The following is a 12,424-nucleotide window of genomic DNA, read 5'->3' on the forward strand; positions in this document are numbered from 1 at the left end:
CTCATGCCCTCCCGTTCGAGGTCAGTGCCCGGTGAATGGATTCCGCCGCATCACGCCCTTGCGCCACGGCCGAGACGGTCAGGTCGTCGCCACCGAATATGCAGTCGCCGCCGGCCCAGACCTTGGCCAGCGAGGTGCGCCCTTCCGCATCGACCTTGATGCGCCCGGCCTCGAGCTCGATCGCAGCACCGCTGCCGTTGAGCGCAGCGGGGACGAAACTCTGTCCGATCGCCTTGAACACCTGGTCGGCAACGAGGGTCAGCGTCTCGCCGGTGCCGGCAAGACTGTCGCCGTTCATGGCGGTGTATTCAAGCTCGATGGCATTGACCTTGCCGCCTTCGGCAATCACCCGCTTCGGCTGTAGCCAGTGTCGGATGACGACGCCGTTGGCGGCCGCCAGGTCCTGCTCGAATTCGGAAGCATTCATATGTTCCTGGCCGCGCCGGTAGCAGATCGTCACCTCCTCGGCGCCAAGCAGCTTCGACTGCACCGCGGCATCGATCGCCGTCATGCCGCCGCCGATGACGACGACGCGGCGGCCGACCGGCAGGCCGGAGAGATCGCTGGCTTGGCGCAGCTCGGAGATGAACTCGACGGCGTTGGTGACGCCCACGGCGGCCTCGCCATCGGCGCGCAGCGCATTGACGCCGCCGAGCCCCATGCCCAGAAACACCGCGTCATAATTGCGGATCAGGTCGGAGAGCTGATAGTCGCGGCCGAGCGCCTTACCGTTCTGGATATCAATCCCGCCAATCGAGGTGACGTACTCGACCTCGGCTTGGGCGAAATTGTCGACGCTCTTATAAGCGGCGATGCCGTATTCGTTGAGCCCGCCCGCCTTCGCGCGCGCTTCCAGGATTGTGACGTCGTGGCCATGGCGGGCGAGCCGATGGGCGGCGGCAAGGCCGGCCGGCCCGGCGCCCACCACGGCGACCGCCTTGCCTGTCGGTGCGGCACGTGGATAAAATTGCCTGTTCTCGCTCATCGCGATATCGGTGGCATAGCGCTGCAGCCGACCGATCTGCACCGGCTTGCCTTCCGCCACTTCGCGCACGCAGACCTCCTCGCACAGCGTCTCGGTCGGGCAGACGCGGGCGCACATGCCGCCCAGAATGTTCTGGTCGAAAATGGTCTTGGCCGAGCCGATCGGATTGCCCGTGGAGATCTGGCGGATGAACAGCGGAATGTCGATCGAGGTCGGGCATGCGTTCATGCACGGCGCGTCGTAGCAGAAATAGCAGCGGTCCGCTTCGACCAGCGCCTCGTGGTGATCGAGCGGCGGATGCAGGTCGGAAAAATTGTCCGCATACTGATCGGCAGGCAGCCGGCCGCCTGCAATGCCTTCCCTGAACTGGCCTTCTGCCATCGTCAGTTCCCCTTGTTTTCGTTTTAGGGAAGGCTAGCACGTTTTATTTTTTTATCAATTGGTCAATTTTCTACATAAGCCTCTGAAAAGGCTCGAATAAAACATGATAATTTAGTTCACGTTTAATATCGTAATGCGCGAATGTCGAACTTTCGAGGAAGGACGGTCCGCTAAGCGGGAGGCCGCAATCATGGCATGCCTGTCGAGCCGCAATTTTTCCTCCGCTGTCGGATTTCGGTCTCGAAGATCGTCCTATGATGGATCGAAGGACGATCGACGCAAAAGGTGAGGAGACCGACGATGCCGAAATCCCCAATGCCCTTCTTCTGGTACGAATTGATGACATCAGACCTCGACGCCGCCGAGGCGTTCTATACCAAGGTGGTCGGCTGGACCGCGCAAGCCTTCGACAAGGCTCCCGGCATGCCGCGCTACATCGTCATGAATGTCGGCGAGCGTGGCGTCGGCGGGCTGATGACGATGCCTGAGGATGCCGCCAAGATGGGCATGCCTCCCGCCTGGCTTGGCTATATCCACACCAGGGATGTCGATGCTGCCACGGCGTCGCTGCAGAAGGCCGGCGGCGCCGTTCATCGCCAGCCCGACGACATTCCGGGCGTCGGCCGCTTCGCCGTCGTCGCCGATCCGCAAGGCGCGACCTTCATGTTCCTGCAGCCGAACGGGCCCGACCAGCCGGTCGTGCCGGCCAGCACGCCGGGCCATATCGGCTGGCACGAGCTTTACACAACCGACTGGAAGGCCGCGTTCGACTTCTATTCCAGCCAGTTCGGATGGACCAATGCCGGCGATTTCGACATGGGGCCGATGGGAACCTATCAAACCTTCGCGGCCGGCCCCGAATCCGGTGGCGGCATCATGAACAAACCCGAACAGATCCCGGTGCCGGTCTGGCAGTTTTATTTCAACGTAACCGCCATCGACGCGGCGGCAAAACAGGTGACCGACAATGGCGGCAAGATCCTGATGGGCCCGATGGAGGTCCCCGGCGGCAGCTGGATCGTGCAGTGCCAGGATCCGCAAGGCGCCCATTTCGCCTTGATGGCGCCCGGACGGTAAGGGGCTCAACGTCGCACAGGAGGACGGCCTTTGATCGTAAGGTTGAGGGTCGTGTCCTCGCTTGGCCCCGAGCTATTCCGGCGTCAGCACCGCGACTTTCAGGCCTGCCTTTTTTGCACCGCTGAACTGGACGGTGGCCGGGCCGGGCGCAAGCTTGAACCGAACGCTTTTGCGAATGTCCGGACAGGTCTTGACCCCGCTGTAGCCGGCCAATTTCACGGTATGGCCGTCTTGAATGACATCGATCCAGGCTTCGCCCGACAGGCTTATCTGGATGCCCCCTTCCGGCGGCACAACCATGCTGGCGACAGCGCCGAACGTGCCAGGCGCCGGGGCACGTTCCGGCGGGAGGGCGAATTCCGCTGTCTCGGCCGGCACCAGAACCAGATCGGCGGCAGCGCCGACCGCCAGCGTCGTCCCCGACGCAGCAGAAGGAGGCGCGGCGAACAGCGCCTGCTCGCGCATTACCGGCCATTTGAAAGCCTCGCAGCCGGCATCCCCGGCCATCGCGAAGCTGGTACCTGCAAGGATTGCGAAAAAGCTGATGACGACTTTTTTCATGGCGAGAGACCCCCAAACGATTTCAACTATCTACAGATCGATACAACCAGAGGGATAATAATGCAACCTTAGGGAGAAAATATCGACGCGTTGCGGAACATCTCGCATCACCGATTGTTGATGTCCGGTAGCGGGAAGTGAATGGTCCATCTCGGGGCGATAATCTAGGCCGGACCTGGGGGGTGAAAACGGAGTTTCAGATGGCGCTTTTTGAAGGCTTGGCCCGATACCAGCCACAGGCGCTCGGCGTTCTGCGCATCATGACCGCGCTGCAGTTCATCGAGCATGGCAGCCAGAAGCTGTTCAATTTCCCGGCAAGCGCCGAACCCCACGCCCTCAGCGGGTTGACTTTGACAGCCGGCATTCTCGAGTTCGCCGGCGGCATCCTGCTCGCGCTGGGGCTGTTCACCCGCCCAGTCGCCTTCCTTCTGGCCGGCGAGATGGCGATCGCCTATTTCATGGCGCACATGCCGCGCGGCTTCTTCCCGGTCAACAATGGCGGCGATTTGGCGATCTCGTTCTGCTTCATCTTCCTCTATCTGTTCTTCGCCGGCCCTGGCGCCTTTGCGCTCGACAATCGCCGCGCTGCCTGATGCGAGCCGGATGCGGATTGTTCACGCCCGCATCCGCTGCAAATTGGCGTCGAACAGCGGCACCGGCTGCATGCGTGCGGCATGGCGCTTGCCGAGGATTTCGATCTCGAAGCCTTCGCTCTCCTCGGCGATCTCCTTCGGCACGTAGCCCATGGCCACCGATTTCCTTGAATGATGCGCATAGCCGCCTGACGTCACCCAGCCACGCACCGTGCCGCCGAACCAGATCGGCTCGTCGCCGATGACATCGGCGTCGGCAGCCTCGACGATGAAGGCGCGCAGCCTGAGCCTGCCGCCCTGCTTGCGCTCTGCCAACGCCCCGGTCTTGCCTATGAAATCGGCTTCCTTGCCATAGGCGACAAAGCGATCGAGCCCTGCCTCCAGCGGTCCGTAGATCGGCCGGTATTCGCGCGCCCACGAGCCATAGTTCTTTTCCAGCCGCAGTGCGTTCAGCGCACGGGAGCCGAACAGGCCAATGCCGAACTCCTCGCCCGCCGCCATCAGCGCCTGGAACGCCGCGCGCTGATATTCCGGCGCCACCCAGATTTCGTAGCCGAGATCACCGGTGTAGCTGACGCGGCCTACCAGGCACGGCGCCATGCCGATATCCATCTTGCCGATGGCCATGAAGGGAAAGGCGGCGTTCGAGACGTCCGTCCGCGTGACCTTGGCCAGCACGTCCCGCGCCTTCGGCCCGGCGACGGCAAGGCCGGTGAGTTTCGCGCCCGAAGCCTCGATGCGGACAGAACCATCCGCGGGCAGATGCTTTTCGAACCAGCGCATATGGTACTGCTCGGCAATGCCGGAACCGGCGATGAACCACTCCTCGCCGCCGAGATTGGCCAGCGTGAAATCGCCGATGAGCTTGCCGTCCTCCTTCAGCATAGGCGCCAGCGTCATGCGGCCTGGCCTCGGCAGCTTGCAGGCGAGCAGCCGGTCGAGCCATGCAGCAGCCCCCTCGCCTGTCACGTCGTATTTGGCGAAATTCGAAATCTCGGCGAGGCCGACGCCCCCGCGAACGTTTGCAACCTCCCTGCCGACATGCGCGAAATCGCTCGAGCGACGCCACGAGAACTCGTCCTTGACGCCTTCGGGCGCGTACCAGAGCGGCACTTCCAGCCCATAGGACACGCCCCATTGCGCGCCCTTGGCCGACAGCAGGTCATAGACCGGCGTGGTCTTCAGCGGCCGTCCGGCGGGCAATTCCTCATTGGGGAAGCGTATCGAAAAGCGCCTGGAATAGTTCTCGCGCACCTTAGCGTTGGTGTAGGCCATCGTCGCCCAGTCGCCATAGCGCGACACGTCCATGGCCCAGATGTCGGCGCCGGGATCGCCCTCGATCATCCAGTTGGACAGCGCGAGCCCAACGCCGCCGCCCTGGCTGAAACCGGCCATGACGCCGCAGGCCACCCAGAAGCCCGGCAAACCGCGCACCGGCCCGACCAGCGGGTTGCCGTCAGGCGCGAAGGTGAAGGGTCCGTTGATGATCTGCTTGATGCCGGTGTTCTGAAAGGCCGGGAAATGCCGGAAGCCGACTTCCAGCGACGGCGCGATGCGGTCGATGTCCGGCTCCAGCAATTCATGGCCGAAATTCCACGGCGTCTGGTGCTCGGACCATGCCTTGTTGGCCTTCTCATAGGTGCCCATCAGCATGCCGCCGCGCTCCTGGCGCAGATAGAGCTCGCCGTCGAAATCGACGGCGTGGATGATCTCGGTGCCGGTCTTGGCGTTCCAGGCGGCGACCTCCGGCATGTCCTCGGTGATCAGGTACATGTGCTCCATGGCCAGCACCGGCAGTTCGAGCCCGACCATGCGGCCGACCTCGCGCGCCCAAAGGCCACCGGCGTTGACGACATGCTCGGCCGCGACCTCGCCCTTGTTGGTGATGACGCGCCACAGCCCGTCGGGACGCCGCACGATGTCCTCGACCTTGGTGAAGCGCTCGACCTCGGCGCCCAGCTTACGCGCAGCCTTGGCATAGGCATGGGTGACGCCGGAGGGATCGAGATGGCCGTCCTCCTTGTTGCGGACAGCGCCGACGAACTGCTTGGGGTCGAGCAGAGGCATCAGTTCGGCCGCTTCTTTCGGCGAGATTTCTTCGAGATCGATGCCGAGATAGCGACCCTTGGCGACGACGCCACGCAGCCAGTCGAGCCGTGCCTCGGTCGCCGCCAGCAGCACGCCGCCGGTCAGATGCACGCCGGTCGCCTGGCCGGAAAGCTCCTCGATCTCCTTGTAGAGGTTGATCGTGTATTTCTGCAGCTTGGCGACGTTGGGATCGCCATTGATCGTGTGCATGCCGCCGGCCGCGTGCCACGTCGAGCCTGAAGTCAGCTCGTCTCGCTCCAGAAGCACTACGTCGGTCCAGCCATGGCGGGCGAGATGGAACAGCACGGAACACCCGACAACCCCGCCGCCAATGACCACGACCTTTGCATGCGATTTCATGGGTTCTTCTCTGATATCAGTGAGTTGGATGGGCTAGATGATTCAAAAAGAGACGTTCGTGGCGCATCACGGCTCGCCCGCCCCAATCGCTTCCTTGCGCTTGGTCACGTAGGCCTCCAGCGCTTCGCGCACGGTGACGTCCATCGGCGGCTCGACATAGTCTTCGAGCGCCTTCTTCCACAACCGCGTCGCGCGCGCGGTTGCGTCGAGGCCGCCGGCTTCCTGCCAGGCTTCAAAATTCTGCCAGTTCGAAAGCATCGGCTGATAGAAGGCCGTCGCATAACGTTCCAGCGTGTGCGGCTCGCCGAAGAAATGGCCGCCGGTCGGCACCGCGCCCAGCGCCTCGACGGCAAGCTCGGCCTCGTCGACCACGATCGGGCGCAAAAACTCCATCATGTACTGGATCATTTCGACGTCGATGATGAATTTCTCGAACGACGCCGTCAGCCCGCCCTCCTGCCAGCCGGCGGCGTGATAGACGAGGTTGCCGTGGCCGAGCACAGCGCCCCACAGCGCCATCAACGTCTCGTAAGCGCCTTGCGCATCGGCGGCGTTGGAGGCCGAGCCCGGCGTTGTTCGGTAGGGCAGCCCGTAACGCCGTGCCAATTGCCCCGACGCGATGTTGGCCTTGGTGTTTTCAGGCGTGCCGAAGGCCGGCGCGCCCGACTTCATGTCGACATTGGAGGTAAAGGCGCCATACATGACCGGCGCGCCCGGACGCACAAGTTGCGTCAGGACTACGCCGAACAGTGCTTCCGCATTCTGCTGCGCGAGCGCACCCGCCAGCGTCACCGGGCTCATCGCGCCCATCAGCGTGAACGGCGTCACTGCCACAGACTGGCCGAATTCGGCCATCGTCATCAGCCCCTCGGCCATCATCTCGTCGAAACGGCGCGGCGAGTTGACCGAGATGATGGTGGCGATGCCGGGATCGTCGCGCAACTGGTCCAGCGTCAGCCCGCGCGCGATCGCCATCATCTCGATCCCGTCCAGCGCCCTGCCCCGGCCGATCGCCGAGACATGGAAGCTTTTGTCGGTCAGCGTCAGATTGGTGAAATAGGTGTCGAGATGGCGCGAATTGGCCGGCAATTCGACCGGCGCGCAGACCTGGTTGCCGAGCATGTGCACGCAGTTGAAATGCTGCGCCAGCCGGGTCAGGTCCGCATAGTCGCGCAAATTGCCGGGGCGGCGGCCCCGCGCCATGTCGTGCACATTGGGCGGCCCCGCAACGAGCGTGAAATTGATTGTGTTGCCGCCGAGATGAACGGCGTTGGCCGGATTGCGCGGTGTAAGGGAATAATTGGACCGCGTCGTCTTCAGCGCCTCGTCGACCATGCCGCGGTCAATGCGCACGTTCGCCGACGCGTGGTCCACACTGGCACCGGCCTGCTCGAACAGCGAGAGCGCCCGCGGGCTCATCACCTCGATGCCGAAATTCTCCAATATGTGCATCGACGCCTGGTGGATCGCCTCGATCTGGTCGGGCGACAGCAAGGCCATCGGCGGATAAGGATTGGTCACCCGCCTCGCCGGCAGCTGCGGGATAGGCCCTGGTCCCCGGTTGCTGGTGCGCTCGGCGCCGCGCTTGCGTCTTGGTTCGTTCATGCCAGGCATCAAAGCCTCGACAAACCGCGCCAGCTGTCAGAAATACGCCGTTTGCGGGCGCGATTTTAACCGAGGCGGCATTTTCGAAACATCGATTTATGAAAAGCGACAAGATATGTCGGGTGATCAATATGGCATTTTTCTGAAGCGCCCGCATCGGCGGCCCGTTAACGAGGGCAGCAAGATTCCCTTTATGATTTGAGCCTATTGCTCTGCCGATGCGTAGGTCAAGTTTTAGTAAAATTGTAGCGGTTGGTATGCTGCTGGCACTTTCGGCCTGTGCGACGGCCCCCAGCCACATCAACAATGTCTGCGCCGTCTTCGACCAGAATGACGGCTGGTTCGACAATTGGCAGTCGGCCGCCGAACGCGCCGAGCAGAAATACGGCGTGCCCGTCCCCGTGCTGATGGCGACCGTGCGCAAGGAATCCGGTTTCAAGAGCAACGCCCGGCCGCCGCGCACCAAACTGCTCGGTTTCATCCCCTGGAAGCACGTCTCGTCGGCCACCGGCTTCTCGCAGGCGCTGGACGGGACCTGGTCGCAATATCAGAGCGAAACGGGCAACTGGGCGGCCCGCCGGACCAAATTCTCCGACGCCGTCGATTTCGTCGGCTGGTACCATTCCAAGACAGCGGATACCTACGGCGTCGCCCGCAACGACACCTACAATCTCTACCTTGCCTACTATCTCGGCTGGACCGCCTATGGCCGCGGCAATCGTGGCGATTCCGGCGTCCAGAGCTATGCCCGGGCCACCGACAAGATGGCCCGCGACTATGCCGAACAGCTAAGGCAGTGCGGCAGCTAAAGGGCTCCCGCTACAACGACAGCATCTGTCAGCGCGGCTTCCTGCCGAACACCTTGATGTATTCCGCCTCGCCGCCCTTGGCGAGCGCCTTCGCCTGCTTGACCCAGTCCTCGCGCTCGATGCGGCCCTGGAATCTCAAATGGTCGTCGACCCACTCCCGTTCGGCCTTCTTCCACGAGGCAATTTGAGCGTAGGTGAAGATACCGAGGCCATTGAGGATGGCTTCCGTCTTCGGACCTACGCCGGATATCAATTTCAAGTCGTCCGGCTTGGCAGGCTTGGAGATGCCGGCGGGTCGGTTCCTGTCGGCCGCGCCATCACGCGCCGCGCCTGGTCTGGCCGCACGGCCGCTAATTGGTGCGACACGCGCATTCTCTGCCTGGCGGCCCTCGCCAAGCGTTCTCGGCATGAAAGGCGCGGAGGTCGCGTTGGCATCGGTCGCCGGTGCACCTGTTTCGGAGACCTCGTCGCGCACCTCGTGGCGGCGGGCTCGCCACACGGCTTCTGTCTCCTCGGCGTCCTCTCCCACCGCGCTGGCTTCCGCACTGGCGGTCTTGCCATGTGGTCGGCTGGGCGGCTGACCGGCAAAGCCCGGACCGGCACCATGCGGCGCGTCGTCCGGCACGCCCTCATGGTCGGCATGCTGCTTGTCGAACTTGATCACCGGCTCCATCGTCGCCAGAACGTCGTCCGAGAGCCAGCACAGGCTCATGTGCCCGTCGCCCAGGTTCTTTACCGGCGGCACCTTGGTTTCGCAGAGATTATCCGGCACCAGTCTCTTGTAGCCGCAGCGCGTCTGGAATGGACAGCCTGTCGGCGGGTTCATCGCCGAGGGTATGTCGCCCTCCAGCACGATGTGCTTCTTGACCACGCTGGTGTCGGCGATCGGGATCGCCGAAAGCAGTGCCTCGGTGTAGGGATGATAGGGCGGCGCGAAGATCTGGTCGGTCGTACCTTGCTCGACGATATAGCCGAGATACATGACGACGACCCGGTCGGCGATATAGCGCACGACCGACAAATCGTGGCTGATGAACAGCATCGTCGTCTTGTTCTTGCGCTGGATGTCCATCAGCAGCTCGGTCACCGCCGCCTGCACCGACACGTCGAGCGCCGAGACCGGTTCGTCGGCCACCACCACCTTGGCATCGCCGGCAAAGGCGCGCGCCACGCCGATGCGCTGCTTCTGGCCACCCGAAAGCTGGCGCGGCTTGCGGCTCTCGAAGGCGCGCGGCAGCTTCACCAGGTCAAGCAATTCCAGCATGCGCTTGCGCCGGTCGGCGACGGTCTTGCCGACGTTGAACTTTTCCAGTGTGCGGATGATCTGCGAGCCGACCGAATGGCTGGGGTTGAGCGTATCGAACGGGTTCTGGAACACCATCTGGATCGACGACACCGTGTCGACGCTGCGGCTCTCGATGCCGGTCGACTGGATTTCCTTGTTGGCGAGCGTGACCTTGCCGGAGCTCGCCGTCTCGAGCCCGAGCAGTACTTTGGCCAGCGTCGATTTTCCGCACCCGGATTCGCCGACAATGGCGACGGTTTCGGATTCGCGCGCCGTAAACGAAATCGTCTCGTTGGCCTTGACGACGCGGCCCTCGCTTGAGCCGAACACCTCGCTGCCGCCAACCTTGTAGTATTTTCTCAAGTCCTCGATCTTGAGTACCGGTGCGCCAGGCACGACCTTCTCATTGACCTTTTTGGCGCCGGGCGGCAGGGCGTCCCAATCGATTTCGTTGAAGCGCACGCAGCGCGAGAAATGACCTTCATGTCCCGCGACTTCGATCATCGGGATTTCGGCGGCATTGCAGACGCCCTCGACGAAATGGTGGCAGCGCGGACCGAAATTACAGCCCTTCGGCCTTTCATGCGGCAGGGGCAGCTGGCCGGGGATCGAGATCAGCGGCCGCGAGTTCTTGTCGGCGCCCGGCAGTGGAATCGAGCGGAAAAGGCCCTGCGTATAGGGATGGCGCATCCGGTCGAACACGTCCTTGATCTTGCCGGTCTCGACGGCCTCGCCCGAATACATCACCGTGATGCGGTCGCAGGTCTCCAGGATCAGGCCAAGATTGTGCGACACGAAGATCATCGAGGTGCCGAACTTCTCGCCCAGCCCCTTGACCAGTTCGACGATGCCCGCCTCCACCGTTACGTCTAGCGCCGTCGTCGGCTCGTCGAGGAGAAGCAGCGCCGGCTTCGACAGCAGCGCCATGGCGATGACGATGCGCTGCTGCTGGCCGCCCGAAAGCTGGTGCGGATAGGAGCGCATCATGCGTTCCGGATCGGGAAGCTTCACCGAGCGCACCATTTCGAGCGCACGTTTATAGGCCTCCTCCTTCGACACCTTGTCGTGGATCAGCGGCACTTCCATTAGCTGCTGGCCGATCTTCATCGCCGGGTTCAGGCTCGCCATCGGCTCCTGATAAATCATGGCGATCTTGTTGCCGCGGATGCTGCGCAGCTCCTCCTCGGAGAGCTCGCCCATGTCCTTGCCCTGGAACTTGATCTTGCCGCCGACGATCTTCCCGATGTTGGAGAGATCACGCATGATGCCGAGCGACACGGTCGACTTGCCGCAGCCGGATTCGCCGACAATGCCCATCGCCTCGCCGGGCATGACCGTGCAGGAAAAATCCATCACGGCCGGTATCTCGCCCTTGCGGGTGAAGAAGGAGATCGACAGGTTCTCGATCTCGATGATCGGCCCATTGTTCGGCCTGGCCGGATTTCGAACTGCCTCGTTCATGGGTCGCTCCAATCCTTGGTTCTTCCGGGCAAGTAGGGTCGAGGACCCCGCCATCAATCCTTCATCGATTGCTCGCGCAGGGAATCGGCGAGCAGGTTTAGCCCCAGCACGAACGACATCAGCGCGATCGTCGGCGGCAGTGCCGGGTGGATGAAGGAACGCAGCAGCCGGCTGGCATCCTTGATCGCAGTGCCCCAGTCGGGACTTTCCGGCGCCAACCCGAGGCCGAAATAGCCCAGCGTGCCGAGCAGGATGGTGGTGTAGCCGATGCGCAGGCAGGCATCGACGATCAGCGGTCCGCGCGCATTGGGCAGGATCTCCCACAGCATGATGTACCATGGCGATTCACCGCGCGTCTGGGCCGCCGCCACATAGTCCCGCGTCTTGATATCCATGGTCAGGCCACGCACGATGCGGAACACGCCCGGGCTGGAGGCGAACACCACCGCCACGAAGATGTTGAGCTGGTTGGGATCGATATGCACGATCTTCAGCGGGTCGGCATCGAACACCAGGCCGGCATAGATCCAGCCGCCGACCACCAGCGTCAGTCCGAGCAGGATGTAGATCCGGTCGGAACGGTTCTTGTAGCGCGTCCAGAACAGCACGCAGAAGAAAATAATCGGGAACAGGAAGAAAACGCCGGCCAGCGCGTAGGGGATCGGCGTGTCCATGATGCCCGGCGTCACCAGGAGGTAAAACAGCAGGATAACCGGGAAGGCCAGCACGAGATTGGCCAGGAACGACAAAACGGTATCGATCTTGCCGCCATAATAGCCGGCCGGCAGGCCGAGCGTGATGCCGACCATGAGCGCGAAGCCGGTCGCCGCCGGCGCGATGATCAGGACGATTTGGCTGCCATAGACCATGCGTGAAAAGACATCGCGGGCGAGCTTGTCGCCACCGAACAGATAAGCGAGGCCCGATTGCGGTTCGATGGCTCCGGGCAGTGTATCCTTCATGATGGGAATCTGGCCGAGGGGATCGAAAGGCGAGATGGTCGAGGCGAAGATCGCCGTGAACAGCCAGAACAGGCAGATGGCCACCCCCGCTATGCCGACGCCGCTGTCGAACAGTTGGCCGTAGAGAGCCAGCTTCTTCTTGTAGAGGAAGCTCGCGCCCATGACGATGAGAAGCGCGAGCCAGACCGGCCAGAAGCGCCAGAGCACTTCGAGGACGACGGTGGAGGCGCCGATATATTGGGCTTGCATGCGCCGTC

Annotated in this window: 9 protein-coding genes and 1 pseudogene; 4 read left to right on the plus strand and 6 right to left on the minus strand. The window is 62.8% G+C overall.

Annotated elements, in window-relative coordinates; all coding sequences use genetic code 11:
• Window position 1 precedes the first annotated feature (1 nt).
• Window positions 2-1,366: an NAD(P)-dependent oxidoreductase gene (locus FJ986_RS18830; protein ID WP_140495107.1), complete on the minus strand. Its 1,365-nt coding sequence runs from the start codon at window positions 1,364-1,366 to the stop codon at window positions 2-4.
• Between the two features lie 300 nt (window positions 1,367-1,666).
• Here FJ986_RS18830 and FJ986_RS18835 point away from each other — a divergent pair, with 300 nt between their 5' ends.
• Window positions 1,667-2,443 carry a VOC family protein gene (locus FJ986_RS18835; protein WP_140516670.1) on the plus strand — a complete coding sequence of 259 codons (777 nt, stop codon included), beginning with the start codon at window positions 1,667-1,669 and terminating at the stop codon, window positions 2,441-2,443.
• A gap of 72 nt (window positions 2,444-2,515) precedes the next feature.
• Here FJ986_RS18835 and FJ986_RS18840 read toward each other — a convergent pair whose 3' ends face one another.
• Window positions 2,516-3,004 (minus strand): hypothetical protein, encoded by a 489-nt coding sequence (locus FJ986_RS18840; protein ID WP_140664791.1) that lies wholly within the window; start codon window positions 3,002-3,004, stop codon window positions 2,516-2,518.
• Window positions 3,005-3,204: 200 nt separating this feature from the next.
• Here FJ986_RS18840 and FJ986_RS18845 point away from each other — a divergent pair, with 200 nt between their 5' ends.
• Window positions 3,205-3,597, plus strand: a complete 393-nt coding sequence (locus tag FJ986_RS18845) for a DoxX family protein (RefSeq protein WP_140516674.1) — start codon at window positions 3,205-3,207, stop codon at window positions 3,595-3,597.
• 21 nt (window positions 3,598-3,618) lie between these two features.
• On the opposite strand, the gene FJ986_RS18850 is transcribed toward FJ986_RS18845, so the two are convergent.
• Together FJ986_RS18850 and FJ986_RS18855 are read right to left on the minus strand one after the other, a co-directional pair.
• Window positions 3,619-6,045, minus strand: a complete 2,427-nt coding sequence (locus FJ986_RS18850; RefSeq protein WP_140664797.1) for an FAD-dependent oxidoreductase — start codon at window positions 6,043-6,045, stop codon at window positions 3,619-3,621.
• Between the two features lie 66 nt (window positions 6,046-6,111).
• On the minus strand, window positions 6,112-7,650 hold the full coding sequence (locus FJ986_RS18855) for a trimethylamine methyltransferase family protein (RefSeq protein ID WP_140623094.1): 1,539 nt from the start codon (window positions 7,648-7,650) through the stop codon (window positions 6,112-6,114).
• On the opposite strand from FJ986_RS18855, the gene FJ986_RS18860 reads away from it, so the two are divergent.
• Both FJ986_RS18860 and FJ986_RS18865 read left to right on the plus strand, forming a co-directional pair.
• The gene (locus FJ986_RS18860; RefSeq protein WP_140623092.1) at window positions 7,649-7,852 is read left to right on the plus strand and encodes a hypothetical protein; all 204 of its coding nucleotides are present in this window, start codon (window positions 7,649-7,651) and stop codon (window positions 7,850-7,852) included. The genes FJ986_RS18855 and FJ986_RS18860 overlap by 2 nt on opposite strands.
• Before the next feature lie 16 nt (window positions 7,853-7,868).
• Complete coding sequence (locus FJ986_RS18865; protein WP_140495095.1) at window positions 7,869-8,459, plus strand: transglycosylase SLT domain-containing protein; 591 nt, start codon at window positions 7,869-7,871, stop codon at window positions 8,457-8,459.
• Between the two features lie 544 nt (window positions 8,460-9,003).
• On the opposite strand, the pseudogene FJ986_RS18870 reads toward FJ986_RS18865, so the two are convergent.
• A pseudogene (locus tag FJ986_RS18870) lies at window positions 9,004-11,205 on the minus strand (ABC transporter ATP-binding protein); the annotation flags it as partial.
• A gap of 53 nt (window positions 11,206-11,258) precedes the next feature.
• On the minus strand, window positions 11,259-12,416 hold the full coding sequence (locus tag FJ986_RS18875) for an ABC transporter permease (protein WP_140495091.1): 1,158 nt from the start codon (window positions 12,414-12,416) through the stop codon (window positions 11,259-11,261).
• Window positions 12,417-12,424 lie beyond the last annotated feature (8 nt).

Origin of the sequence: Mesorhizobium sp. B1-1-1, assembly GCF_006442955.1 — a bacterium.
Classification (GTDB): domain Bacteria; phylum Pseudomonadota; class Alphaproteobacteria; order Rhizobiales; family Rhizobiaceae; genus Mesorhizobium.

What these genes read in the sequence shown, in the direction of transcription:
- FJ986_RS18865 (WP_140495095.1), top strand. Translation starts at nt 7,869, where the DNA reads ATGCGTAGGTCAAGTTTTAGTAAAATTGTAGCGGTTGGTATGCTGCTG.
- FJ986_RS18860 (WP_140623092.1), top strand. Translation starts at nt 7,649, where the DNA reads ATGCCAGGCATCAAAGCCTCGACAAACCGCGCCAGCTGTCAGAAATAC.
- FJ986_RS18830 (WP_140495107.1), bottom strand. Translation starts at nt 1,366, where the DNA reads ATGGCAGAAGGCCAGTTCAGGGAAGGCATTGCAGGCGGCCGGCTGCCT.
- FJ986_RS18840 (WP_140664791.1), bottom strand. Translation starts at nt 3,004, where the DNA reads ATGAAAAAAGTCGTCATCAGCTTTTTCGCAATCCTTGCAGGTACCAGC.
- FJ986_RS18845 (WP_140516674.1), top strand. Translation starts at nt 3,205, where the DNA reads ATGGCGCTTTTTGAAGGCTTGGCCCGATACCAGCCACAGGCGCTCGGC.
- FJ986_RS18855 (WP_140623094.1), bottom strand. Translation starts at nt 7,650, where the DNA reads ATGAACGAACCAAGACGCAAGCGCGGCGCCGAGCGCACCAGCAACCGG.
- FJ986_RS18835 (WP_140516670.1), top strand. Translation starts at nt 1,667, where the DNA reads ATGCCGAAATCCCCAATGCCCTTCTTCTGGTACGAATTGATGACATCA.
- FJ986_RS18850 (WP_140664797.1), bottom strand. Translation starts at nt 6,045, where the DNA reads ATGAAATCGCATGCAAAGGTCGTGGTCATTGGCGGCGGGGTTGTCGGG.
- FJ986_RS18875 (WP_140495091.1), bottom strand. Translation starts at nt 12,416, where the DNA reads ATGCAAGCCCAATATATCGGCGCCTCCACCGTCGTCCTCGAAGTGCTC.